Genomic DNA, 24,966 nt, shown 5'->3' on the forward strand with positions numbered 1-24,966 from the left:
TGCCGGGATTCGCCGCGGACACCCGACCGGGTAGTCTGTAGCGGTCGCACCCGACCGCCCGACCCGACGTGAGGCACGATCCCTACATGAAGCTCGCCCTGGACATCTTCCTCATCACCACCAGCCTCCTGCTGATGCTGTTCATCCTGCTGCACCGCGGCAAGGGAGGCGGCCTGTCGTCGCTGTTCGGTGGCGGTGTCCAGTCCAGCCTCTCCGGGTCCAGCGTGGTCGAGCGGAACCTCGACCGGGTCACCGTGGTCGTCGCGATCCTCTGGGTCATCGCCATCGTGGCGGTCGGCCTCATGGTCAGGTTCGGCTGACCGACCGGTCCCCGGCGCGGCCCCACCGGCCGGGCCGACGACGGGGCGCGTCTCTTCCACCGGGTGGATGAGACGCGCCCCGTTCCTGTTCTCAGAGCACCATCGAGGCGGCCGGTCCGTCCAGGTGATACGTGGTCGACTCGGTGCCCACGGCACCGGCGACGGGCCAGTCGGAGGGGTCCGCCCCGCCCAGGCCCCTGGCCACCGCCTCCGCCTTCCCGTCCCCGGCGGCCACGACGAGCACGTGCCTCGACCTGCGCACCGCCGGGAGGGTGAAGGTCAGTCGCTCCGGTGGCGGCTTGGGGCAGTCATGCACGCCCACCGCGAGCCGCTCGGTCTCGGCGACCGCCGGGGTGTGCGGGAAGATCGAGTTCATGTGCCCCTCGGGTCCCATCCCCAGGAGGGTGACGTCGAACAGCGGCTCGTCGCCCCGGGGGAGGTCCACCGCGGCGAGGAACGCCTCGGCCGCGGCGTCGACGTCCTCGAACTCCGGTCCGCGGGCCGGCCAGCGGTGGACGGTGGCGCGGTCGCCCACGGTGCCGAGCAGGACGTCGTCGAGCTGTCCGTCGTTGCGTTCGGGGTCGTCTGCCGGGACGAAGCGCTCGTCGCCCAGGTAGATGGTCACGCGTGACCAGTCGACATCGGCCCCGGCGAGTGCGGCGGCGGTCTTCACCCCCACCGAGCCGCCCGTCAGGGACAGCGTCGCGGTCCCGGCGGTGGCGATCCGTTCATTGAGGTGCCCGACGACGGCGAGGGCTGCCGCTTCGGCGAGGGTGTCCGCATCCGGGTGTACGAGATGGCGTGTGACTGACATCGGCGCTCCTGTGGTGGTGGTCCGGTGGGGAAGTGACGTCGAGGTCCGGGTCCTCTGCTCAGCGAACCGAGGCAGAGGTGTAGATGACACGGTCATGATTGGCCAACGCATCGGCGTACACGCCGTCGGTGTCCATCCGCCGTAGCTCCTCCGAGAGACAGTCGGCGACGCTGCGGCCGACGAGCGCCACCCGTGTGGGCGCCTGACCCGTGATGCGGAGCTCGGCGGAGGTCGCGCTGATCTGCTCGAGGACGATGGAGCCCGAGGCCCGCTCCAGGACGACCATCCTCGGGCCGACGGCCCGCAGGACGTCGATCCCGAGCCGGGACGCCAGCCATCCACCGGCCAGGTCCACCGACGCCGCCCGCTCCGGGCCGCACACCGTCGCCCCGGTGATGCGCTCGAAGGGCGGACGGTCCAGGGTCGCCGCGAGCAGGGAACGCCAGTGGGTGATGCGCGCCCACGCCAGATCGGTGTCGCCCGGGGAGTAACCGGCCGCCCGTTTCGCCAGCGCATCGGTGGGATGGCCCTCCGCGTCGGAGTCGACGATCCGGCGCTTCGCGAGCCTGCCCACCCTGTCCTCGGACAACAACGTGGGGGAGTGGCGGGGCCACCACACGGCGAGCGGGGTGTCCGGCAGCAGCAACGGCGTGACGAGGGAGGCCGACTGGGAGGCCATCGCACCGGAGGTGCGCAGCACGACGACCTCCGCCGCCCCGGCGTCACCTCCGACGCGGATCTGACCGTCGAGCCTGTCGGCGTCCGCGCGAGGTCCGCGGATCACCACGATGACCCGGCACGGATGCTCCCGGCTGGCCTCGTTGGCCGCCTCGATCGCGGACTCGCTGCCCCGGACGTGATCGGTGATCACGATCAGCGTGAGCACCCGTCCGATCGTGCTCAGCCCGGCCTCCTCGCGGATCTGCACGAGCTTCTTGGCGATCCCGCGGGTGGAGGTGTCGGGTAGGTCGATGATCACGGTCGCCTCCATGCGCGGCCACTCCGGGCCAGAATCTCGTCGGCGCCCCTCGGCCCCCACGTCCCGGCCTGGTATTGCTCCGGTGTCCCGTCCGACTCCCATTCCTGCAGGACCGGGTCGAGGAGCTGCCAGCTCAGCTCGACCTCGCGGGAGACCGGGAAGAGCGAGGGCTCGCCCAGCAGGACGTCGAGGATGAGACGTTCGTAGGCCTCGGGGGAGGATTCCGTGAACGCCTCACCGTAGGCGAAGTCCATGTTGACGTCCCGGACCTCCATGGCGGTGCCGGGGACCTTGGAGCCGAAGCGCAACGTGACACCCTCGTCGGGCTGGACCCGGATGACCAGCGCGTTCTGCCCCAGCTCCTGGGTCATGGTCGCGTCGAAAGGCAGGTGCGGAGCGCGCCGGAAGACCACCGCGATCTCGGTGACCCGTCGTCCCAACCGCTTGCCGGTGCGGAGATAGAAGGGGACCCCCGCCCATCGGCGGTTGTGGACCTCGAGGGTGATCGCAGCGTAGGTCTCGGTGGCCGAGGAGGGGTCGTACCCCTCCTCGTCCTTCAGTCCCACGACCTGCTCGGACCCCTGCCAGCCACCCGCGTACTGACCACGCGCGGCCGTCTCGGCAATCGGCAGTGCCAACGAGGTCGACTCGAGGACCTTGGTCTTCTCCGCCCGCAACGCGGCAGCGGAGAAATCGGTCGGTTCCTCCATCGCGACCAACGCCATCAACTGGATGAGGTGGTTCTGGATGACGTCGCGGGCCGCGCCGATGCCGTCGTAGTAGCCGGCCCGACCACCCAGTCCGATGTCCTCGGCCATGGTGATCTGGACGTGGTCCACGTGGTTGGCGTTCCACACCGGCTCGAAGAGCTGGTTGGCGAAACGCAGCGCGAGGATGTTCTGGACGGTCTCCTTGCCCAGGTAGTGATCGATCCGGAATACCGAGTCCTCGGGGAAGACCGCACCCACCACCGCGTTGAGTTCGCGGGCGCTCGCCAGGTCGTGCCCGAAGGGCTTCTCGATGACCACCCGGCGCCAGGACCCCTCCGGGCCGCGGGTGCACCCCGTGCGATCGAGGTGCCGGCAGACGGTCGGGAAGTCATCCGGGGGGATGGACAGGTAGAACGCGTAGTTGCCGGCGGTCCCACGTTCGGCCTCGAGTGCCCCCAGCTGGTCCGCCAGATCGTCGAAGCCCTCGTCGTCGTCGAATGTCCCGGTGACGAACCGCAGTCCGGCGGCGAGCTGCTCCCACACGTCCTCGCGGAACGGGGTCCGGCACCGTTCGCGGGCCTGCTCGCGGGCGAACGCGGCGAACTCATCGTGGGTCCACCGTCGGCGGCCGAAGCCGATCAGGGAGAACCCCGGCGGGAGCAGGCCACGGTTGGCCAGGTCGTAGATCGCGGGGATGAGCTTCTTCTTGGACAGGTCGCCCGTCACACCGAAGATCACGAGACCGGACGGTCCCGCGATGCGGGGGAGCCGACGATCCCGGGGATCACGGAGCGGGTTGGCCCACCCCTCCGGGGCGCCGCCGGGGACCTCGACGACCGGTGTCGCCCCGTCGTCCGGGCCGATCACGACCCCGTCGGGATCTCGTCGATCCGCGTCCTCACCGTGTCCACCAGGTCGTCCCAGGCGGTCACGAACTTCTGCACGCCCTGCTGCTCGAGGAGGGTGAAGACCTCGTCCAGGTCGATCCCCTCGGCGCGCAGTGCGTCGAGGGTGGCCCGGGACTCCTCGGCGGTGCCCCGGACCGTGTCGCCCTCGACGACGCCGTGGTCCGCGAACGCCTCGATGGTGCCGAACGGCATGGTGTTGACCGTCCCGTGGGTCACCAGACCGGTCACGTACAGCGTGTCGGGGTACGCCGGTTCCTTGACCCCCGTCGAGGCCCACAGGAGACGCTGGGGACGGGCTCCGCGATCGGCGAGTGCCCCGAAGCGTCCCTCGGGGTCGAACAGTTCCTCGTAGACCTCCTGGCAGAGGCGCGCGTTGGCCAGACCGGCCTTGCCCCGCAGCTCTGACGACTCCGGGAGTCGCGAGTCGATCTCGGTGTCGAGCCGGGAGACGAACACGGACGCCACGGAGTGGATGGCGGACAGGTCGTGACCGGCGGCAGCGGCCTGCTCGAGTCCGGTCAGGTACGCCTCCGCCACCGCGCGGTACTGCTCCGCCGAGAAGATCAGCGTGACGTTGACGTCGATGCCCTTGCCGATGACATCGGTGATGGCCGGCAGCCCCGCCGACGTCGCGGGGATCTTGATCATGACGTTCGGGCGGTCCACCACCTCGGAGAGCTCCACCGCCTGCGTCACGGTCGCCGCGGTGTCGTGGGCCAGGCCGGGATCCACCTCGAGGGAGACGCGGCCGTCCACCCCGTCCGTCGCGCGGTGGACGTCGGCCAGGACGTCACACGCGTCGCGGACGTCGGACGTGGTCAGGGCCCGCACGACGGAATCCACGTCACGGTCGGCGCGGACCGCCTCGGTGAGCGCGCTCTCGTAGGCCGACGAGTCGGCCAGCGCCGACTGGAAGATGGCCGGGTTGGTCGTCACACCGACGATCGAATAGGCGGACATCCGCTTCTCGAGCTCGCCGGAGGACAGGAGCTGTCGGGACAGGTCGTCGAGCCACACGGAGACGCCGGCGGCGCTCAGGGCAGCGAGATTGGCGTTGGTCATGATGCCTCCCCGGCAGCGGCCGCGAGGGATTCGCGGGCCGCGGAGACCACCGCGTCGGCGGTGATCCCGAACTCGGTGAACAGGGTCTGGTAGGGCGCCGAGGCGCCGAAATGCTCGAGTGAGACGGCGCGGCCGGCGTCGCCGAGGAACCGGTGCCACGGCATCGCGATGCCGGCCTCGACGCTGACCCGCGCGCGGACGGAGCGGGGGAGCACCGACTCGCGGTACCCGGCGTCCTGCTGATCGAAGAACTCGACACACGGCATCGAGACCACACGGGTCGCCACGCCCTCGGCCTCGAGGACCTCGCGGGCCTGCACGGCCAGCTGCACCTCGGACCCGGTGCCCATGAGGATCACCTCGGGGGTCCCGGTCGAGGCCTCGGCGAGGACGTAACCTCCGCGCTCGACCCCCTCGCGGGCGAGCTCCTTGGTGCCCTCGAGCACCGGGACGTCCTGACGGGTCAGGCACAGACCCTTGGGCCCGCCGAGAGCCTCGAGCATGGCGCGCCACGACGCCGCGGTCTCGTTGGCGTCGGCCGGACGCAGGATCGCCAGACCCGGGATGGCGCGCAGCGCCGCCAACTGTTCGACCGGCTGATGGGTGGGGCCGTCCTCGCCGAGCCCGATCGAGTCGTGGGTCCACACGTAGTACGCGTTGCTCCCCTGGAGCGCGGCGAGCCGGACGGCCGGACGCATGTACTCGCTGAAGATCAGGAACGTCCCGCCGTAGGGCCGGGTGGGACCGTGGAGGGCGATGCCGTTGAGGATCGCGCCCATGGCGTGCTCACGGACGCCGAAGTGCAGGTTGCGTCCGTACGGGGACGCGGTCCACGTGTCGGTCGAGATGGAGGACGGGCCGAAGGAGTCCGCGCCCTTGATGGGCGTGTTGTTGGAGCCGGCCAGGTCCGCGGAGCCGCCCCACAACTCGGGGAGGGTGGCGCCCAGGGCCTGGATGGCCTCGGCGGACGCCTTACGCGTGGCGACTCCCTTGGAATCGGCGTCCCACGTGGGGAGCCCGGCATCCCATCCGTCGGGGAGCTCGCCCGAGTACAGGCGATCGAACAGGGCCTTGCGCTCCGGGTTCGCCTCCGCCCAGGCGTGGAACATGTCGCTCCACTGCGCGTGGACGCGGGCACCCCTGTCACGGGCGGCCCGGGTGTGGGAGATCACCTCGTCCTCCACCGTGAACGGCTCGGTGCCGCCCATGCCGAGCGCCTCCTTCACGGCGTCGACCTCGTCCTGGCCGAGTGCCGCACCGTGCGAGGCCCCGGTGTTCATCATGGTCGGCGCCGGGAAGGCGATGATCGTGCGCAGGACGATCAGCGACGGCTTGTCGGTGACCGCACGCGCGTCGGCGATGGCCTCCTCGATGGCGGCCACGTCCTCACCGCCGTTCACCGTCTGGACGTGCCAGCCGTACGCCTCGTAGCGCGCCGCGACGTCCTCGTTGAGGGCGATCCGGGTGTTGTCCTCGATCGAGATCTCGTTGTCGTCGTAGATCGCGATGAGATTGCCGAGCTGCTGGGTGCCCGCGAGCGAGGAGGCCTCGGCGGTGACCCCCTCCTGCACGTCACCGTCGGAGGCGATCACGTAGATGAAGTGGTCGAACGGACTCTTGCCCGACGGCGTCTCCGGATCGAACAGTCCGCGCTCGTAGCGTGCCGCCATCGCCATGCCCACCGCGGAGGCCAGCCCCTGACCCAGCGGGCCGGTGGTGATCTCCACGCCGTCAGTGTGCCGCCACTCCGGATGTCCGGGGGTCTTGGATCCCCAGGTCCGGAGCGCCTTGAGGTCGTCCAGCTCCAGCCCGAAGCCGGCGAGGTACAGCTGGATGTACTGGGTGAGAGAGGTGTGTCCACAGGACAGCACGAAGCGGTCCCGGCCGACCCACGTGGGATCGGAGGGATCGTGCCGCATGATGCGCTGGTAAAGCGTGTAGGCGAGCGGCGCGAGGCTCATCGCGGTGCCCGGGTGGCCGCTACCGCAACGCTGCACGGCCTCGGCGGCGAGGACCCTCGCGGTGTCGACGGCGCGGGTGTCGAGTTCGGTCCAGTCGGACGGGTGGCGTGCAGTGGTGAGCTCGGTGATCTCCGACGCGCTGGTCACTTGTGGTTCTCCCGGGTCTGAGGGTGCGGCGCGGATCCGCGCGTATGTCGTGAACCACCTTAGTGGTCGCGGGCACGGCGGGGCGTGCGGTCCCCGCCCCCGCTCTTTCGCGGACCGTGCAGGGGGGACGTAGTATCGGCTCAGTAGTGCGTTGACGTCTGCTGCGAGGAGTTCCGGTGCACGATTCCACCCCGACCCGGAGTGGGGGGCCATCAGTCTCCCCTCCAGAGTCCACGGGGCGGCCGGCTCCGGCGAGCGGGCGAGCCCGCGCGGTCGACGTGGTGATGGCCTACATCGCCCTCACCAAGCCGCGCGTCATCGAGTTGCTGCTCGTCGCCGCCATCCCCGCCCTCCTCCAGGCCGACCGCGGCAACGTTCACCTCTCACTGGTTCTGCTCACCCTGGTGGGCGGTTGGCTGGGAGCGGCCAGCGCCAACTCGCTCAACATGGTCGTCGACGCCGACATCGACAAGGTCATGAAGCGGACCGAGCGTCGGCCGTTGGCGCGTCACGCGATCAGTACCCGGGCCGCACTGGTCTTCGGTCTGTTGCTCGGCGTCTCGAGCATGCTGTGGCTGGGCCTGCTGGCCGGGAGCTGGCTGGCCGCGTTCTTCATCCTGCTGACCATCTGTTTCTACGTGTTCGTCTACACGATGATCCTCAAGCGCCGCACGGCCCAGAATGTCGTATGGGGCGGGGCCGCGGGATGCATGCCGGTCCTGGTGTCGTGGGCCGTGATCACCGATCACCTCCCCGAGGGGCAGGCGCACAACTGGTGGCAGGCGATCGTCCTGTTCCTCATCATCTTCTTCTGGACGCCACCGCACACCTGGGCGCTCGCGATGCGCTACAAGGAGGACTACGAGGCCGCCGGAGTGCCGATGCTCCCGGTCATCATGTCCGCCGAGGGGGTCACCCGGCGCATCACCATCTACACCTGGGTGACCGTCCTCTGCACCTTCGCCCTGATCCCCGCCGCCGGCTGGGTGTACGCGGCCGGCGCCCTCGGCTTCGGCGTGTGGTTCATCGTCATGGCACACCGCCTCGAGGCCGGTGTGCGGCGCGGGGTGGAGGTCAAGCCCCTCAAGTTGTTCATCCTGTCGAACAACTACCTGGCGGGGGTGTTCGTCGCACTGTCCGTCGACGCGGTCCTCGGACTCCAGACGATCGCGGAGATCCTCCCGATCGCCTGATCACCCACCCCCGCCCTCCTTTGCGGGCGGGGTCGAGGGCGCTCAGCGGGCGGGGTCGAGGACGACCGAACCCGTGGTCTGCCGGGACTGCAACGCCCGGTGCGCATCCGCCGCCTCCGACAATCCGAACGTCGCGCCAACCGTCAACCGGAGCGAGCCGTCGACGATCCCCTCGAGGACCTCGCCGGCCCGCTCACGAAATTCCCCGGTGCCGGCGATGAAGTCACCCAGGCTCGGCCGGGTGAGGAAGACCGAGCCGGCCGCGTTGAGTCGTTGCGGGTCCACCGGCGGGACCGGACCGCTCGCCGCACCGAACAGCACCAGGGTCCCACGGCGGGCCAGCGAGGCCAGGCTGTCGTCGAAGGTGTCGCGGCCCACGCCGTCGAACACCACGGAGACACCGCCGTGGGATAGCTCGCGGATCCTCTCCGGGGTCGCGTCGGGATAGAGCAGCACGTGGTGCGCCCCCAGTTCGCGACACAGGTCCGCCTTCTCCTCGGTCGAGGTCGTGGTGATCACCCGGTGGCCGTGGGCGACGGCCAGTTGGATGAGCAGCTGCCCGACCCCGCCCGCACCCGCGGTGATCAGCACGGTGTCGCCGGGTAGGGCCCGGTGGGTGTCGGTGATGAGGTAATGCGCTGTGAGCCCCTGCAGCAGCATCGAGGCCGCCACCTCGTCGTCGATGCCCTCCGGCACCGTCACCAGCGACTCGGCGGGCGCGACGACGTACTGGGCGTACGACCCGGGAACCTGGCACCACGCCACCCGGTCGCCGACCATCAGGTCGGGCGTTCCCTCGCCGAGCTCCTCGACCACTCCCGTCCCCTCGCTGCCGGGGACGAACGGCAGATCCCGGGCGTAGGTACCTTCGCGGAAATAGGTGTCGATGTAGTTGACCCCGATCGCGGTGGTGCGGACGAGCACATCGCCCGGCCCGGGTGAGGGCACGCCCGCCTCGACCGGTGTGAGCACCTCGGGTCCGCCGTGCCTGGAGATCTCTATGGCTCTCATGGCGCCCAGTATCCGGAAGTCTGTGGCCCGCCGCAGCCGGTGCCCGGACTCCGGTTCGCCGGTTCGCGGGAGTCCCGGCGGAAGCGGGGCGGGGGAGGCGATAGGGTACCCCCATGAGCCTGCAGATCCTTTCCCAGTACGCCGGGGGGCCGCGAGTCCGGGCGACCGGCTGGCCCGAGATCACCACCAGTGGGTCCGGGGCGGCGGCCGCACCCGTCCGAGCCGATGCGGTCACCGAGGAGGCGCCGGCGCCGTCCGCGCCTGACACGCAGGCACAGGAGCCCGCGGGGGCTCCTGAGACGACCGGGTCGGCGCAGGATGCGCCTGCCGCGACGCAGGAGGCGCCCGCCGCGACGCAGGAGGCGCCTGCCGAGGCGCGGCAGACCCCGGCCCCGGCGGCCGCCGGCGGCGCGGGCGGGGGAATCACCCTGGGTCGGCGCGCCCCGCGCGCCCCGGGCGGAGGAGCCTCCACGCTGCACGGTTCCCGGATCACCGAGGTCGACGGTGGCGCTCCCGCGGCGCACGCATCGACGGCGCCGGCCGCGGAGGTTCCCGCTTCGCCCGAGGCCCCGTCCGAGCCCGCTGCGGAGCCGGCGCCCTCCGCCCAGGCCGATGCCACCGAGCCGAGCACGGCCGCGAAGTCGTCGGACGAGCCGGTGGCCGCTCCGGCAGGGTCCGCCCCGACAGCGTCCGCCCCGGCGACCGCGTCCGGCGGGGGACTGAAGCTCGGGGGTGGGTCCAAGGCCAAGGCTCCCGGCGGGGGGTCGGCGGGCAAGCTCGTCCTGGGTGGCGCGGCCGGTGCCGCGGCAGCCGCAGGTGCGGCTGCCGCCTCCGCTGGTGACCAGAAGGACGAGAAGGACGACGCCCCGTCCACCGCCACGCCCGACGCAGCACCCGCAGCTCAGGCGGACCCCGCCACCCCGACCGAGGCGAGGGCCGAGGCGGGGGCCGACTCCACGTCCGACTCCGACTCCGACGCCGACGCCGACTCCGCCTCCGATGCGTCCACCGTGTCGGCGGAGAAGAAGTCCGGCGGCCTGACGCTCGGCGGCGGGAGCAAGGCCAAGGCGCCCGGTGGCGGCAAGTCGGGCGGCCTGACCCTCGGCGGCGGGAGCAAAGCCAAGGCGCCGGGCGGGGGCAAGAGCGGTGGGCTGACGCTGGGCGGCGCCGCCGCCACCGCGGACTCCGCCACCACGGACCCCGCCTCCACGGGCACCGCGGCCGAGGCGAAGGGCGACGAGCCGACGACGGGTAAGGCCGACCCGGCGCCGTCCGCGACCGACCGCCCGGCGGATGCGCCGGCCGCGTCCCAGCCGGCGGCGGTGCCCCCGGCCGACGAGCCCGCGGCGCAGGAGCCGGAGAAGCCGGCCGCCGCCGAGGCACAGTCGACCGAGAAGGCACCCGCCGAGAAGGCACCCGCCGAGAAGATCGAAGCAGCGCCGGTGCCGGCGGGTCCCACCCCGCCGGCCAAGACTGTGAAGTTCGTCGAGAAGTTCCTGTCCCGGCACGGCGGCGCGGCGGACGTCGTCCTCCAGCCTGTGGGCCGCTGTGGGGTCCGCGTCACCCTGGTCGGCGCCGACGGCGTACTGGGGGACACGATGGTCGACAGCCTGTCGCAGGCCGAGGCGGTCCGCGACGGGATCTCCGGCCTCACCGGATCGGACTGGACGCGCGAGCTGGTCTCGCGTACCGATGTCCCCGCCGGGCACTGGAAGCGCATGGCCGGATCGGGCTCCCTGGTCTGACCTCCCGCGCGACGACAGCGGCCCCGCCGATCGGCGGGGCCGCTGTTATTTCTTCGGTCGGCCGGGAGCGCGCCCCGAAGGGACCGGAGAGGACGCGCACCGGGCCGTCACCCGTACAGAGGCGACGTGTACCCCGCGACCCTACCGGGGTCGGCGACCCTGTCAGGCCGGCACGCGGTCCCGGATGACCCCCGCCGCCCACAGGGCGCCGGTGACGGCGGTGATCGCACCCGCCAGGGTCACGTGCGCCACGACCAGCAGCTCGGGCACCCCGAGCTGGTACTGGGTGATCCCGATTACCGCCTGCGCCGCGATGAGCCCGATGAGGATCGCGCTCCGCCGGATCGCGGGGCCCTCCGTCCGCAGCGCGACGAGCCCGGCCAACAACCCGATGAGCAGGCAGACGTAGCCCACCATGAGTTCGGCGTGGAAGTGGACGAGCCACTGGATGGGCATCTGGAGGCGATCCGCCGCGGTGATGCGCGCGTCGCCGGCATGGGGTCCGGCGCCTGTCACCATCGTCCCGGTGGTGAGGACCCCGGTGAGCAGGACGGCCGACAGCACGGTCAGCCACGTCATCGGCTTGGGCATGACCCGCCGGGGCGGCGCGGTGTCGGCCTCGCCGATGCGGACGAAGAGGACGGCGGCGAGCCAGGCGAGGATCATCGAGGGCAGCAGGTGCAGCGCGACGGTCCACCACGCGAGGCCTGCCAGGACGGTGATCCCGCCGATCACGGCCTGGGCGAGGATGCCCGCCGGCATGGCCCAGGCGAGGACCTTGAGGCCGCGGCGGCGCCCGGCGCGGTACACCGCGAGGAGCAGCGCCACGGCGACCGCCGCCAGGACGAAGGTGAGCAGGCGGTTGCCGAACTCGACCGCCTGGTGCAGCGCCGGTGCGGCGCCGGGGACGGGCACGAAACTGGCCTCGTTGCACTGCGGCCAGGTCTCGCAACCCAGACCGGAGGCGGTCACGCGCACGGTGACGCCGGTGGTCATGATGCCGATCTGGGCGATGACGTTGGCGAGCGCGACACCCTTCTGGACCCGGATCGACGGAACGGGCAGGCGGGACAACGGTCCGGTCGATCGCCCGGGGTCGCTCGCGGCCGGGGTTCCGGAGGTCGGGGCGTGCGATGTCGAGGTCACGGCCCCGATTCTAGGCCGCGGCGCGCCGGGGTCTGCTATCAGGTGAACGAGAAGTGACGCACGGCAAATCCGCCACACACGGCCGTCCAGAGGACCAGGGACAGCGCGGCCAGGGCGGGGACGCCGCCGGCGAGCGCCGTGCCCAGCGCGGAGGTCAGCGCGTAGGAGGGGACGACGACGAGGAGGTCGGCCGCCGCGGAGGGGAGGTCGACCACCCCGATCGCGAGTCCGGCGCCACCGATGAGGACGAACCAGATGAGGTTGGCCAGGGCCAGGACGATCTCCGCACGCAGGGTGCCCCCGAGTAGGAGCCCCATGGCGGAGAACGCCACCGATCCCAGGGCGATCACGAGCGCCCCCAGCGCCAGCCCCGGGAGTTCGGGCCGCCATCCCAGCAGCGCCGCGATGACGCCGAGGACGACCGCCTGGCCGGCCACCAGCACGAGCGTCGCGAGGATCTTGCCGAGGATGATGACCGCCGGCGGCAGGGGGGTGCCCCCGAGACGTTTGAGGGCGCCGTACCGGCGGTCGAAGCCCACGGCGATCGCCTGGCCGGTGAAGGCCGTCCCCATGACGGAGATGGTCAGTACCGCGGTGATCGCGTGATCGACCCGCGGATCCGGTACCGCACCGAAGTCGATCGCGGTGAGGCCGAAGAGGATGGCGACGGGGATGACCAGGGCCACGAGGAGCTGTTCACCGTTGCGCAGGAACAGGGCCAGCTCCATACGGGTCTGGGCGGCGGTCATCCGGGCCGGGGACGCCGGCGCCGACGGGCGGGCGAAGGTGCCGGGGGCGAAGCGGTTGCCGCCGGTCTGGGTGTGGGTCATCGCAGTTCCCGTCCGGTCAGGTCGAGGAAGACCTCCTCGAGGCTCCTGGTGCGGGTGGCCAGGGAGGTGAGTTGGACGCCGGCCCGCTCGAGGGCGGCACACATGGCGGTCATGAGTTCGGGGGAGACCGGGCCGTGGACCTCAAGGACGCCGGCGGCGGTCCCCGCCGCGACCGTGTGCTCCCCACCGAGGACGCCGGCGAGCAGCGACGGGGACACCTCGCCGTCGACGACGAGGGTGACGCCCTCCGCGGTCCCGGCGCGTTCGAGTTCGGCGGGCGTTCCGGAGGCGACGCGTCGGCCGTGGTCGACGATCACGACCTCGTCGGCGAGCGAGGCCGCCTCGTCCATGAGGTGGGTGGTGAGCAGCACCGCGGCGCCGTCGCGACGCAGCGCGTGTACGAGGTCCCACACGGCCCGGCGCGACTGGGCGTCGAGACCGGCGGTCGGCTCGTCGAGGAAGACCAGCTCCGGCCGGCCGATGACCGCGATCGCCAGGGACAGCCGCTGCTGTTGGCCGCCGGACAGGCGCCGGTACGGGGTCCGGACGTGCTCGGTGAGTCCGAGTTCGCCCAGCAACCAGTCCGGATCGAGGGGATCGGCGTAGTAGGACGCCACCAGCCGGAGCATCTCGCCCACCCTGGCGGCGGGGTAGGAGCCGCCACCCTGGAGCATCATCCCGATGCGGCTGCGGACCCGCTGACGATCGATGACCGGGTCCAGGCCCAGCACCCGCACGGTGCCCGCGTCGGGACGGGCGAATCCCTCGCAGATCTCGACCGTGGTGGTCTTGCCCGCCCCGTTGGGCCCCAGAAGTGCCATGACCTGCCCGCGCTCGAGTCGCAGGTCCAGGCCGGCGACGGCGGTGGTCGCCCCGAACCTCTTGACGAGCCCCTCGACGTGCAGCGCGGGCGTATCCGTCGGAGAGGTCACGGGATCCGAGTGTAGGCCGGTCCGGCTAGCGGAAGCGCAACAGCCCCGGCCACCGGAACAGTGCGACGAGCAGGACGGCGACCACCGCCACGGTCGCCGCCCAGGCCTGGACGGTCACGAACGGGGGCAGTCCCGCACCCGGCGGGAGGGTGAAGCAGGCCAGCACCGCGCTCACAGCCACCACCGGGAGGCGGAATTCCACCCGCGAGGCCCACGCGGCCAACGGGACCAGCGCCCACAGGACGTACCAGGGCTGCACGACGGGGAAACACAGGACGATCGCGGCCATGGACACCCCCAGCCCGCCGACCGGGTCGATCCGACCCGCCTGGACCGCGAACAGCATGCGGACGGTGAACGCGCCGGCCGCGACCAGCGCGGTGGTCTGCACCATGACGAGGATCTGTTCGGTGTGGTCCCCGAGCCCGAGATACTGTCCGATCCCGCCGACGATCACACCGAGCGCGGTGGGCGGGGAGAGCCAGCTGCGCAGCGAGGTGGCCGCCCCGAGTTTGGTGATCCAGCCGAGGCCGGACGACGTGACGACCATCGCCACCCCGGTGGTCACACCGCTCACCGCCACCATGACCGACGCCGCGCGCAGGGTGGCGGACCAGCTCGCACCCCACCGGCGCGCCAGGGCCATCCCGATGAACCCCAGCGCCACCACGGTGGGGAGTTTGACCAGGGCCGATCCGGTGACCAGGACGGTGCCCAGGATGAACAGCGAGGTGGTGCGCCACCCGGATCCGGGGGCGTCCACTGCGCGCAGCGCCAGCACCAGTCCGACCGCCAGCAGGCCCATCATCAGCGCCTCGGAGTGGATGCCGGAGACGAGGTGGAACAGGACCAGGGGGTTGGCCACGGCCAGCCAGAGGGCGGCGACGTCGGACACGCCGCAGTACTCGGCGAGCCGTGGGACGGCCCAGCCCAGCATGAGGATCCCGATCACGGCCACGACCCGGTGCAGGATGGTCCCGGCCACCACGTCGTCGCCGGTGAGCCCGTGGATGACCTTCTGCACCCCCAGGAACAGCGGTCCGTACTGGTTGGGCGTATCGCGCCAGATGTCCGGGACGTTGATGGTGAGCGCGTGGGAGGTCCCCAGTGCCGGGACCGGTCCGAGTTCGTAGGGATCGTCGAGCTCGTTGCCGATCGCCCCCTGGGCCAGGTAGCTGTAGACGTCCCGGCTGAACATCGGCGGAGCCAGCGCGAGGGGGAGCGCCCACGACGCGATCACCCGGTCGAGCGTCGCGCGGTCGATCCGACCACTGATCCGGCCCCGCCGATCCCGACCGAGCACGTACGGGGCGAGCAGCAGCCAACACAGGGTCACCGTGACCATCCCCGCCATGACGACCGTCATCGAGGACTGTTGCAGGCGCAGCCACAGGCCGAACAGTCGCTCGCCGGCGATCGGGTTCTGCAGGACGGGCAACGCGCCGGCCCCGAGCGCCCCGATCGCCATCGCCACGGCGGCGGTGGTGCCGATCAGACGGATGCGGCGCAGGCGGGCCATCTCCGCGGACAACGGGGACCCGGTGGACAGCTCCTGCGCGTGGAGGCGGGAGGTGACCGACCCGGCACCACGCCTGGGGTAATCGCGTGCCACAGTCCCGACCCTTCCTCCACCGGCGCTGTCGTCGCACACCTCACCCCGGCAGCGCGCCCGGGGGTGGGGGGAATATTTCCGAAACAGAAGTGTTGCGTAATATCAGGAGGTGCGTCCCGACCGGGCGCACCGAGCATAACCGGAAGGGAGTGGCGTATGAGCGTGCAGCACGTGTTCGAGAGCAGCACGCGGCCCGACACCCGCTCGTCGATCCGGGAACTCCTGTTGGAGCGCGGAGCACTCACCGCCGTCGAGATCGGACACGAGCTGGGGCTCACCGCCGCCGGTGTCCGGCGACACCTGGACCATCTGGTCGAGGCCGGCGAGGTGGAGGCCGTGCGTTCGCGGCCTGCGGGAACCCGCGGTCGCCCGGCCAAGGCGTTCCAGATGACGGTCTCCGGCCGCAGCACCGCCCGCCACGGGTACGACCACCTGGCGGTCGAGGCGCTGACCGCCCTGCGTCGTATCGGAGGCACGGCCGCGGTCACGGAGTTCGCCCGCGAGCGGGTGCGCTCGGTGATCGGTCACGTCCGTCCGGCCGAGGGCCCGCACGACGTCGAGCGCGCCGCCACGGACATCGCCACCGCGCTGTCCGGCGCCGGGTACGCGTCCTCCGTGGAGGAGGCCGGCAGCGGCCTGCAGATCTGCCAACACCACTGCCCGGTGTGGAACGTCGCCTCCCGGTTCCCCGAACTGTGCGCCGCCGAGCAGGAGGTGGTGTCCGAGATAGTGGGCACCCACGTCCAGCGGCTCGCCACCATCGCGGGCGGTAACTGCGCCTGCACCACGAACATCCCGACCGGGACCGTGACCGTGAGTGACCTCGCGGCCACGATCCCTGCACCGGCCGACGCGTCCGCGTCGGCACCGACCGCCGAAAGGACAGTGCGATGACCATCACCCCCGATCAGGTGACGGCCGACGTCACGGAGCCGACCACCGATGAGGAACGAATCGCCTCCATCGGCCAGTACAACTACGGCTGGCACGACTCGGACGACGCCGGTGCCACCGCGCAGCGCGGCCTGTCCGAGGCGGTCGTGCGTGACATCTCCGCCAAGAAGAGCGAATCCGACTGGATGCTCTCCAAGCGGCTCAAGGCCCTGAAGATCTTCGACAAGAAGCCGATGCCCACCTGGGGTTCGGATCTGTCCGGTATCGACTTCGACAACATCAAGTACTTCGTCCGTTCCACGGAGAAGCAGGCCACCAGCTGGGAGGACCTGCCCGAGGACATCAAGAACACCTACGACAAGCTCGGCATCCCCGAGGCGGAGAAGCAGCGGCTCGTGGCCGGCGTCGCCGCGCAGTACGAGTCCGAGGTGGTCTACCACCAGATCCGTGAGGACCTGGAGAGCCAGGGTGTCATCTTCATGGACACCGACACGGCGCTCAAGGAGCATCCCGAGTACTTCGAGGAGTACTTCGGCTCGGTCATCCCCTCCGGTGACAACAAGTTCTCCGCCCTCAACACGGCCGTCTGGTCCGGTGGCTCGTTCATCTACGTCCCACCGGGCGTGCAGGTGGACATCCCGCTGCAGGCGTACTTCCGGATCAATACCGAGAACATGGGCCAGTTCGAGCGGACGCTGATCATCGTCGACGAGGGCGCCTACGTCCACTACGTCGAGGGCTGCACCGCGCCGATCTACAAGTCGGACTCCCTGCACTCCGCGGTCGTCGAGATCGTCGTCAAGAAGGGCGGCCGGTGCCGCTACACGACCATCCAGAACTGGTCGAACAACGTCTACAACCTCGTCACCAAGCGGGCCCGTGCCGAAGAGGGCGCCACCATGGAGTGGATCGACGGCAACATCGGCTCCAAGGTGACGATGAAGTACCCGGCGGTCTGGCTGACCGGTGAGCACGCCAAGGGAGAGGTCCTCTCCGTGGCGTTCGCCGGTGAGGGCCAGCACCAGGACACCGGTTCCAAGATGCTGCACCTGGCGCCCAACACGTCCTCGAACATCGTCTCCAAGTCGGTGGCTCGTGGCGGCGGGCGGTCCGCGTACCGCGGCCTGGTCCAGATCAACGCCGGCGCGAAGGGCTCGAAGTCCAACGTCGAGTGCGACGCGTTGCTCGTCGACAACATCAGCCGGTCCGACACCTACCCCTACATCGACATCCGAGAGGATGACGTCACGCTGGGGCACGAGGCCACGGTCTCCAAGGTGAGCCAGGACCAGCTGTTCTACCTCATGAGCCGCGGCCTGGCCGAGGACGAGGCGATGGCCATGATCGTGCGTGGTTTCGTCGAGCCGATCGCCAAGGAACTCCCGATGGAGTACGCGCTCGAGCTCAACCGCCTGATCGAACTGCAGATGGAAGGATCGGTGGGCTGACCACCATGACCGACACCACCGCACCCGAGACCGGGTCCACCCCGGCACCCCTGACGGACCGCTACGGCGTCCCCGTCGACGCCACCAAGGGCGACCAGTTCTCGTCGTTCGACGTGGGCGCCTTCGAGGTACCCAGCCACAAGGACGAGATCTGGCGGTTCACCCCGCTGCGTCGTCTGCGCGGTATCCACGACGGCTCCAACATCACCGCGACCGGTCGCCTGCTGGCGTCCGTCGCCGAGCACGACGGTCTGACCGTCGAGACGGTCGCCATGGACGACAAGCGCGTCGGCGAGGCCGGGGCACCCCGCGACCGCGTCGCCGCACAGGCGTTCAGCTCCGCCTCCGAGGCCACCGTCATCACGGTCGCCAAGGAGACCGTGATCGACGAGCCCGTCTACGTGACCGTCGACGGCCCGGGCGAGGGCGAACTGGCCTACGGCCACACCCAGGTCCGCCTCGAGGCGTTCGCCAACGCCACGTTCGTCGTGGACCAGCGCGGCGGCGGAACGATCGCCGAGAACGTCGAGTTCATCGTCGGCGACTCCGCCCACCTCGAGATCGTGCTCATCCAGGACTGGGACGACGACGCCCTGCACCTCGCGGGTCACCACCTACAGGTCGGCCGCGACGCGACACTGACCTACACGACGGTGACGTTCGGTGGCGAGCTCGTGCGCGTCTCCCCGTTCGCACGGTTCACCGCCCCCGGCGGCACGGTCACCCTCAACGGCCTGTACTACGCCGACGACGGGCAGCACCTCGAGCACCGTCTTCTCGTGGACCACTCGGAGCCCAACTGCACCTCGCGGATCCTCTACAAGGGTGCGCTGCAGGGCGACGCCAAGTCGAGCCTGCCGGACGCACACACCGTGTGGATCGGTGACGTGCTGATCCGCGCCCGGGCCGTGGGCACCGACACGTATGAGATGAACCGCAACCTTGTACTCACCGACGGTGCCCGCGCCGACTCGGTCCCGAACCTGGAGATCGAGACCGGCGAGATCGCCGGTGCGGGCCACGCCAGCGCCGTGGGACGGTTCGACGAGGAGCAGTTGTTCTACCTCATGTCCCGGGGCATTCCCGAGGACGTCGCACGACGACTCGTGATCCGCGGGTTCTTCGGCGAGGTGATCAACCGCATCGGCGTTCCGGAGGTGCGCGAGCGGATCACCGAGGCCGTCGAGTTGGAGCTGGAGTCCTCCGGCATCTGACGAGCCCCGCCAGTACATCCCCCACGACTTCTCACACAGATTGCGAGCACTACCCATGACCACTCTCGAGATCAAGGGCCTCACGGCCCGCGTCGCCGCGACCGAGGACTCACCCGAGACCGTCGAGATCCTCAAGGGGGTCGACCTGACCATCGAGTCGGGCCAGACCCACGCCATCATGGGGCCGAACGGCTCCGGCAAGTCCACCCTCGCCTACGTCATCGCCGGCCACCCCAAGTACGAGGTCACCGGCGGCACCGTGACGCTCGACGGCGAGGACGTCCTGTCGATGGAGGTCGACGAGCGGGCCCGCGCGGGCCTGTTCCTGGCCATGCAGTACCCCACCGAGATCCCCGGTGTCTCGACCGCGAACTTCCTGCGTTCCGCGGCCACCGCCGTCCGCGGTGAGGCCCCCAAGCTCCGTCACTGGGTGAAGGAGGTCAAGGAGGCCATGTCCGACCTCGACTTCGACCCGGCCTTCTCCGAGCGCAGCGTCAACGAGGGATTCTCCGGCGGCGAGAAGAAGCGCCACGAGATCCTGCAGCTTGACCTGCTCAAGCCGAAGATCGCCGTGCTCGACGAGACCGACTCCGGCCTCGACGTGGACGCGCTGCGCGTGGTCTCCGAGGGTGTCAACCGCTACAAGGCGGAGGAGAACGGCGGCATCCTCCTCATCACGCACTACACCCGCATCCTGAAGTACATCACCCCCGACAAGGTCCACGTGTTCGTCGACGGCCGCGTCGCCGCCTCCGGTGGTGCCGAACTGGCCGACGAGCTCGAGGCGAACGGGTACGAGAAGTACCTGACGCCGGCGAACGCCTGACCGGACAGCTGGGAGAACATGACCTCGACCCTCGATCTCACCGCCGTGCGCTCGGATTTCCCGATCCTGCAGCGCACGGTCCGTGACGGAAAGCCCCTGGTCTACCTCGACTCCGGGGCGACCTCGCAGCGCCCGACGCAGGTGTTGGACGCCGAGCGGGACTTCCTGCTGCACTCCAACGCGGCCGTCCACCGCGGTGCGCACCAACTCGCCGAGGAGGCGACGGACGCCTACGAGGGCGCCCGTGCCGACATCGCGCGGTTCGTGGGTGCCGACGTCGACGAGCTGGTCTTCACCAAGAACGCCACCGAGGCGCTCAACCTCGTGGCCTTCGCCCTGGGTGACCAGCGCTTCGGCGAGTACGCGGTGGGCCCCGGGGACGAGGTCGTCATCAGCGAGCTCGAGCACCACGCGAACCTCGTGCCGTGGCAGGAGCTGTGCCGACGCACGGGCGCCACACTGCGTTGGTACGGCGTGACCGACGACGGTCGGATCGACCTCGACTCGCTCGAGCTCACCGACGCCGTCAAGGTCGTCGCACTGACCCACCAGTCCAACGTCACCGGCGCGGTGACGGACGTCGCCCGCGTGGTGGAGTCCGCCCGGGCCGTCGGCGCGCTCGTCGTGCTGGACGCCTGCCAGTCGGTGCCGCACATGGCGGTGGACTTCCACGCCCTCGGCGTTGACTTCGCGGCGTTCTCCGGCCACAAGATGCTCGGGCCCACCGGCATCGGTGTCCTCTACGGCCGGCGCGAGTTGCTGCGGGCCATGCCCCCGGTCCTCACCGGCGGGTCGATGATCGCCACCGTCACCATGGAGGAGACGACCTACGCCGACCCGCCCCAGCGATTCGAGGCCGGGGTGCCCATGGTGTCCCAGGCGGTCGGGCTCGCGGCGGCGGTGCGCTACCTCGAGCAGGTCGGGATGGAGACCATCGCCCGCCACGAGGAGTCCCTCACCGTGGCCGCGCTCGACGCCCTCGGCCAGATCCCGGGGATCCGGATCGTCGGTCCGACGGACATGGTCTCGCGCGGCGGCGCCGTCTCCTTCGTCGTGGACGGCATCCACGCCCACGACGTGAGCCAGGTGCTCGACGACGACGGAGTGGCCGTGAGAGTGGGGCACCACTGCGCGTGGCCGCTGCACCGGCGGCTCGGCGTGCAGTCCACCGTGCGGGCCTCGTTCGCGCTGTACAACACCCTCGACGAGGTCGAGGCTCTCGCGAGGTCCCTGCGCCGGGCCCAGCAGTTCTTCGGAGTGGAAGGGGCACTCACGTGAAACTCGAGCAGATGTACCAGGAGGTCATCCTCGACCACTACCGCCGTCCGCAGCACAGCGGACTGCGGGAGCCCTTCGGCGCCGAGGTGCACCACGTCAATCCCACCTGTGGCGACGAGCTGACACTGCGGTTGCAGTTGTCCGACGATCTCGCCACCGTGGAGGACGTGTCCTACGACGCGCAGGGATGTTCCATCAGCCAGGCCTCGACCTCGATGATGGCCGAGTTGCTGGTCGGCCGTCCCGTGACGGAGTCGCTGGAGGTGGTCGACGCCTTCCAGGCGATGATCTCCTCCCGCGGACAGGACGAGGGTGACGAGGAGATCCTCGACGACGCCGTGGCGCTGGCCGGGGTGTCGAGGTACCCCGCGCGCGTCAAGTGCGCACTGCTGGGCTGGATGGCGTTCAAGGACGCCCTCGGCCGACAGACCGAACACCATCAGGAGTGAGTGACATGACCGAGCAGATGACCCCTGCCAACGATCCGTCGGTCGACGAGTCCGCGTCGACCGAGGAGAACGCCACCCCGGCCGGAACCGTCTACAACGGCGAGTTCCGCCCCGACCCCAACCGGCCGGAGCAGTCCGAGGAGGACCTGGCCCTCGTCGCCGACCTCGAGGAGGCCATGCGCGACGTGGTCGACCCCGAGCTCGGGATCAACGTGGTCGACCTCGGGCTGGTCTACGACATCTGGGTTCGCCCGGGTGAGACCGAGGGCTCGACGATCGCCCGCGTCGACATGACGCTGACCTCCGCGGCCTGCCCGCTGACGGACGTCATCGAGGATCAGGCCCGCAGTGCGACGATCGGCGCCGATCTCGTCAACGACCTCGAGCTCAACTGGGTCTGGATGCCGCCGTGGGGCCCGCAGATGATCACCGACGACGGCCGCGAGCAGCTCCGCGCCATCGGCTTCACGGTCTAGCCGCGCCTCGATCACGCGACAGAGCGCCTGCCCCCTCTCGATGAGGGCAGGCGCTCTTCGTGTTCGGGTCGACATTCCTGCCGCGGGGCGAGACGAGCTGATTGGCAGTACCGTTCACCGGCCGTTTACGCTGAATACATGTCTCGCCCCGCTGACCGACCGTCAGACCGTCCGGACGGCGGACCCTCCGGTGGCCCGATCGACACCCCGTCGGATGCGGACCGCGGCGCGGCGGACGCCGCGGCCGGTTCTCAGGACCGGGCCCGGGCCCGGGCCCGGACGATGAGTCTCACCAAGGCGACCGCGTGGGTGGTACTGCCCCCGTCGATCCTGCTCGCGCCGCTGTCCGGCTTCCTGCTCCTCATGGTCCACCGCACCGGGAGCGATCAGCCCTGGCACACCTGGAACCTCCTGTGGACGGCCTTCGACATCGGCGCCGAGGGCAACATCGCGGTGTGGTTCGCCTCGACGATCTGGCTCCTCGTCGGTATCTTCGCCGCCCTCGCCGCTCTCACCGCCGACAGGTTCCGGAAGTCGTGGTGGCTCTTCGCCGCGGTCGGCGTCACCGCCTCGGTGGACGAGGCCTCCGCCCTGCACGAGCGCTTGTTCGTGGTGGGGGACAGGATGGCCCCGTACCTGCCGTTCGACACCTTCTACAACTGGGTGATCCCCGGCGCGATCATCGCGCTGGTCGTCGGAGCGCTGCTGATCCGCCTCGTGTTGGCGCTGAAGCGTCGGGTGGTTCTCGCACTGATCCTCTCGGCCGTGGTCTTCCTGACCGGCGCGATCGTCATCGAGAGCCTGACCGGTCTCGTCCACCGCGCGGACGCCGGCATGTCGACGCCCTATCTCGTCCTGATGTACATCGAGGAGACCTTCGAACTCGTGGCCGTGGCCGTCGCGGCCGTGGCGCTGTCGACCATGTTCCACCTCTCGCGGCGTCCGGGCGGCCTGTCACTCACCTTCGACGGGTACCGTCCGCGTTCCGGCTGAGGTGATCGGTACACCCCCGCCCGACGTACGAGCCGACGGGCGCAGCACCGCCGCGACCATCCCGGACTTGTTCCGGGCGGGCATGGAGAACCACATGCCCCACATGGCGGCGGCCACCTGGTAGGAGGGGCTGGCGGCGTCGAGGAACCAGCGCTGACGGCGACCGTCGAGTCGACCGAAGGCGTTGAACAGCGCCCGCAGGGTCCCGTCATCGGCCCCCAGGAGGACACGCAGTCCGACACCGTGGAGGGCCGTGCTCAGCGGCGACCGCGGTGCCGGCAACGGGTATCCCGCCTCGATCGCGTGCACCGCCGCCGGCACCGCCGCCAACATCGCCGCCACCGAGTACCCCGTCGCCGCGTGCCCGTGGCCACCGGCGGTCCCGAACGCCTCGACCCGCGGGTCCTTCGGCAGCCCGGGGCGGGGCAGGAGCGGGATCCGTACGCGCTCGACGGACAGCGGTGACGCGATCGCCGCGGGGGACACCCCCCGGCCCGCCAGTCTCGAGCGGAGCCGGCTCGCCAGGACGGCGGGATCCGGAGCGGGCAGGCCCGCCAGACACGTCTCCTCCAGCAGTACCCGGTCCGGTCCCACGGGGATCGCGTACAGGAAGCTGGGCCCGACCTCGTCGTCGTCGTTCCGGCCGCGGAGATAGTCGGTCCGCCAGTCCATGAACAGGGCGTTCTCCCCGCCCAGCGCCGGCGCCGCGTCGGCCGCGGCCACGACGATCCCGTAGGCGGTCTGGAGGGGGCCCCGGTTGAGCCGGCCGCCGGCGCCGCGGCAGTCCACCACGCGGTGCGCGCGGGCGGTGAGGGCCCGGACCCCGGTGTCGTCGACCTCCGCGCGTTCGACGGTGACGCCGGGGCCGAGTGGCAGCGCGCGGCGCAGGGCCTCGTTGTCCAACACGGCGTACTCACGGTGCACCACGGCCCTGTCGGGCGCGTACAAGGCGGCATCCGGCACGGTGTGGGCGAGCACGTCCACCCCGCACGCCCCGGGCCGGAGCCACGGAGGGACCTGATCGGCCCACACCGAGAGGGTCTGGCGCCACGGCGCATCCGGGCGCGGGTCCAGCGCCAACACGGTGAGACCGGCTGCGGCACAGCGGGAGGCGAGCGCGCGGCCGGCGGGACCGAGCCCGACGACAGCGACGTCGTACAGACCGCCACCCGTAGCATTCATCAGGATCGACACTACCGCCCGCACGAGAGGGGACCCATGTCCGACGCGTTCTACCAGCAGGTCGACGAGGCCCGCTTCGAGTCCACGGCACTCACCGCCGGGCCGTGGTCCGCCGAGGCCCAGCACGCCGGCCCGCCGAGCGCGCTGCTGGTGCGGGCCATGGAACGGGCCGGCTCCGGCTCCGACTCCGCCCCGGACATGAGACTGGCGAGGGTGTCCGTCGACGTCCTGGGCCCCGTGCCGGTGGCGCCCCTGGACATCGAGGTGCGCACGATCCGACCCGGGCGCAGCGTGGAGCTGCTCGAGGCGACCGCGTCCGTGGGCGGCCGGTCGACGTTGGTCGCGCGCGGCTGGCTGATGCGGCGCACTCCCGAGGACTATCCCGTGGTGGGCGATCACGCGGCGCCGCCGGTGCCCGAGAGGCGCGAGCGCGATCCCATGATGAGTTTCGCCCACGCCGGCGGGTACCTCTCCGTGGTCGACTTCTCCTACGAATCCGGCGGCGGGGACGAACTGGGTCCGGCCCGGGCGTGGGGGCGGACGCGGGTCGACCTGGTCGCCGGGGAGCGGATGACCGGGTGGCAGCACACCGTGGTGGTGGCCGACTCCGCGAGCGGTGTCTCCCTGGCCACCGACCCGGTCGACCACCCGACGATCAACTGCGACCTGGTGGTCTCCCTGCACCGCGAGCCCGCGCCCGGCTGGGTGCGCCTGGATTCGGAGACGATCGGCGGGCCCGGCCACGGGGTGCTCACCGACACGCTGCTCTCGGACGACCACGGTCCGATCGGCCGCAGCGTGCAGAACCTGTACGGGCGCAGCGGGGGTTGAAGGCG

Annotated in this window: 23 protein-coding genes; 12 read left to right on the top strand and 11 right to left on the bottom strand. The window is 70.8% G+C overall.

The window, feature by feature from the left end; all coding sequences use genetic code 11:
- The first annotated feature begins 86 nt into the window (after positions 1 to 86).
- The gene (gene secG / locus AC3DEV_RS06390) at positions 87 to 320 is read left to right on the top strand and encodes a preprotein translocase subunit SecG (RefSeq protein WP_067716343.1); all 234 of its coding nucleotides are present in this window, start codon (positions 87 to 89) and stop codon (positions 318 to 320) included.
- A 91-nt stretch (positions 321 to 411) separates the two neighbouring features.
- Here secG and pgl read toward each other — a convergent pair whose 3' ends face one another.
- Genes pgl through tkt form a run of 5 tightly spaced genes read right to left on the bottom strand, consistent with a single transcriptional unit; the run spans position 412 to position 6,901 of the window.
- On the bottom strand, positions 412 to 1,134 hold the full coding sequence (gene pgl / locus AC3DEV_RS06395) for a 6-phosphogluconolactonase (protein ID WP_119191708.1): 723 nt from the start codon (positions 1,132 to 1,134) through the stop codon (positions 412 to 414).
- 58 nt (positions 1,135 to 1,192) lie between these two features.
- The gene (locus tag AC3DEV_RS06400) at positions 1,193 to 2,125 is read right to left on the bottom strand and encodes a glucose-6-phosphate dehydrogenase assembly protein OpcA (RefSeq protein WP_096905442.1); all 933 of its coding nucleotides are present in this window, start codon (positions 2,123 to 2,125) and stop codon (positions 1,193 to 1,195) included.
- Positions 2,110 to 3,687, bottom strand: a complete 1,578-nt coding sequence (zwf, locus tag AC3DEV_RS06405; protein ID WP_488371694.1) for a glucose-6-phosphate dehydrogenase — start codon at positions 3,685 to 3,687, stop codon at positions 2,110 to 2,112. The genes AC3DEV_RS06400 and zwf overlap by 16 nt, the downstream gene beginning before the upstream one ends.
- Positions 3,687 to 4,793, bottom strand: coding sequence for a transaldolase (gene tal / locus AC3DEV_RS06410; protein WP_488371607.1), 1,107 nt, complete (start codon positions 4,791 to 4,793; stop codon positions 3,687 to 3,689). The genes zwf and tal overlap by 1 nt, the downstream gene beginning before the upstream one ends.
- Positions 4,790 to 6,901 carry a transketolase gene (gene tkt / locus AC3DEV_RS06415; RefSeq protein ID WP_488371608.1) on the bottom strand — a complete coding sequence of 704 codons (2,112 nt, stop codon included), beginning with the start codon at positions 6,899 to 6,901 and terminating at the stop codon, positions 4,790 to 4,792. The genes tal and tkt overlap by 4 nt, the downstream gene beginning before the upstream one ends.
- A 284-nt stretch (positions 6,902 to 7,185) precedes the next feature.
- Between tkt and AC3DEV_RS06420 the strand changes: the two genes are divergently transcribed.
- A complete protein-coding gene (locus AC3DEV_RS06420) occupies positions 7,186 to 8,094 on the top strand; it encodes a heme o synthase (protein ID WP_067716330.1) in 909 nt (302 codons plus the stop codon).
- A 42-nt stretch (positions 8,095 to 8,136) separates the two neighbouring features.
- Here the strand turns inward: AC3DEV_RS06420 and AC3DEV_RS06425 are convergent, their stop codons facing one another.
- Positions 8,137 to 9,105: a quinone oxidoreductase family protein gene (locus AC3DEV_RS06425; RefSeq protein ID WP_488371609.1), complete on the bottom strand. Its 969-nt coding sequence runs from the start codon at positions 9,103 to 9,105 to the stop codon at positions 8,137 to 8,139.
- A 113-nt stretch (positions 9,106 to 9,218) separates the two neighbouring features.
- Between AC3DEV_RS06425 and AC3DEV_RS06430 the strand changes: the two genes are divergently transcribed.
- The gene (locus AC3DEV_RS06430) at positions 9,219 to 10,850 is read left to right on the top strand and encodes a DNA polymerase III subunit gamma/tau domain-containing protein (protein WP_488371610.1); all 1,632 of its coding nucleotides are present in this window, start codon (positions 9,219 to 9,221) and stop codon (positions 10,848 to 10,850) included.
- 162 nt (positions 10,851 to 11,012) lie between these two features.
- Here the strand turns inward: AC3DEV_RS06430 and AC3DEV_RS06435 are convergent, their stop codons facing one another.
- Genes AC3DEV_RS06435 through mptB form a run of 4 tightly spaced genes read right to left on the bottom strand, consistent with a single transcriptional unit; the run spans position 11,013 to position 15,370 of the window.
- Positions 11,013 to 11,996 carry a COX15/CtaA family protein gene (locus AC3DEV_RS06435; protein WP_271799045.1) on the bottom strand — a complete coding sequence of 328 codons (984 nt, stop codon included), beginning with the start codon at positions 11,994 to 11,996 and terminating at the stop codon, positions 11,013 to 11,015.
- A 38-nt stretch (positions 11,997 to 12,034) separates the two neighbouring features.
- On the bottom strand, positions 12,035 to 12,826 hold the full coding sequence (locus tag AC3DEV_RS06440; protein WP_069390498.1) for an ABC transporter permease: 792 nt from the start codon (positions 12,824 to 12,826) through the stop codon (positions 12,035 to 12,037).
- Positions 12,823 to 13,758: an ABC transporter ATP-binding protein gene (locus tag AC3DEV_RS06445; RefSeq protein ID WP_120283286.1), complete on the bottom strand. Its 936-nt coding sequence runs from the start codon at positions 13,756 to 13,758 to the stop codon at positions 12,823 to 12,825. The genes AC3DEV_RS06440 and AC3DEV_RS06445 overlap by 4 nt, the downstream gene beginning before the upstream one ends.
- Before the next feature lie 25 nt (positions 13,759 to 13,783).
- Positions 13,784 to 15,370, bottom strand: coding sequence for a polyprenol phosphomannose-dependent alpha 1,6 mannosyltransferase MptB (gene mptB, locus AC3DEV_RS06450; RefSeq protein ID WP_488371611.1), 1,587 nt, complete (start codon positions 15,368 to 15,370; stop codon positions 13,784 to 13,786).
- A 156-nt stretch (positions 15,371 to 15,526) separates the two neighbouring features.
- Here mptB and AC3DEV_RS06455 point away from each other — a divergent pair, with 156 nt between their 5' ends.
- The 8 genes from AC3DEV_RS06455 to AC3DEV_RS06490 all read left to right on the top strand — a co-directional run bounded on the left by AC3DEV_RS06455 (position 15,527) and on the right by AC3DEV_RS06490 (position 22,948).
- Complete coding sequence (locus AC3DEV_RS06455) at positions 15,527 to 16,264, top strand: helix-turn-helix transcriptional regulator (protein WP_067716313.1); 738 nt, start codon at positions 15,527 to 15,529, stop codon at positions 16,262 to 16,264.
- The gene (gene sufB, locus AC3DEV_RS06460; protein ID WP_119191701.1) at positions 16,261 to 17,712 is read left to right on the top strand and encodes a Fe-S cluster assembly protein SufB; all 1,452 of its coding nucleotides are present in this window, start codon (positions 16,261 to 16,263) and stop codon (positions 17,710 to 17,712) included. The genes AC3DEV_RS06455 and sufB overlap by 4 nt, the downstream gene beginning before the upstream one ends.
- Positions 17,713 to 17,717: 5 nt before the next feature.
- Positions 17,718 to 18,926, top strand: a complete 1,209-nt coding sequence (gene sufD / locus AC3DEV_RS06465) for a Fe-S cluster assembly protein SufD (RefSeq protein WP_154827474.1) — start codon at positions 17,718 to 17,720, stop codon at positions 18,924 to 18,926.
- 55 nt (positions 18,927 to 18,981) lie between these two features.
- Positions 18,982 to 19,752, top strand: coding sequence for a Fe-S cluster assembly ATPase SufC (gene sufC, locus AC3DEV_RS06470; protein ID WP_067716304.1), 771 nt, complete (start codon positions 18,982 to 18,984; stop codon positions 19,750 to 19,752).
- 18 nt (positions 19,753 to 19,770) lie between these two features.
- Complete coding sequence (locus tag AC3DEV_RS06475) at positions 19,771 to 21,030, top strand: cysteine desulfurase (RefSeq protein WP_488371612.1); 1,260 nt, start codon at positions 19,771 to 19,773, stop codon at positions 21,028 to 21,030.
- On the top strand, positions 21,027 to 21,479 hold the full coding sequence (gene sufU / locus AC3DEV_RS06480) for a Fe-S cluster assembly sulfur transfer protein SufU (RefSeq protein WP_067716299.1): 453 nt from the start codon (positions 21,027 to 21,029) through the stop codon (positions 21,477 to 21,479). The genes AC3DEV_RS06475 and sufU overlap by 4 nt, the downstream gene beginning before the upstream one ends.
- A gap of 17 nt (positions 21,480 to 21,496) precedes the next feature.
- A complete protein-coding gene (locus AC3DEV_RS06485) occupies positions 21,497 to 21,955 on the top strand; it encodes a metal-sulfur cluster assembly factor (protein WP_371517556.1) in 459 nt (152 codons plus the stop codon).
- Positions 21,956 to 22,093: 138 nt separating this feature from the next.
- Positions 22,094 to 22,948, top strand: a complete 855-nt coding sequence (locus AC3DEV_RS06490) for a hypothetical protein (protein WP_488371613.1) — start codon at positions 22,094 to 22,096, stop codon at positions 22,946 to 22,948.
- Here the strand turns inward: AC3DEV_RS06490 and AC3DEV_RS06495 are convergent.
- Positions 22,910 to 24,130, bottom strand: a complete 1,221-nt coding sequence (locus AC3DEV_RS06495) for a lycopene cyclase family protein (protein WP_488371614.1) — start codon at positions 24,128 to 24,130, stop codon at positions 22,910 to 22,912. The genes AC3DEV_RS06490 and AC3DEV_RS06495 overlap by 39 nt on opposite strands.
- A gap of 36 nt (positions 24,131 to 24,166) precedes the next feature.
- On the opposite strand from AC3DEV_RS06495, the gene AC3DEV_RS06500 reads away from it, so the two are divergent.
- Positions 24,167 to 24,961: a thioesterase family protein gene (locus tag AC3DEV_RS06500; RefSeq protein ID WP_488371615.1), complete on the top strand. Its 795-nt coding sequence runs from the start codon at positions 24,167 to 24,169 to the stop codon at positions 24,959 to 24,961.
- Positions 24,962 to 24,966 lie beyond the last annotated feature (5 nt).

It is taken from the genome of Dietzia sp. IBK-p2-15D, assembly GCF_057773105.1.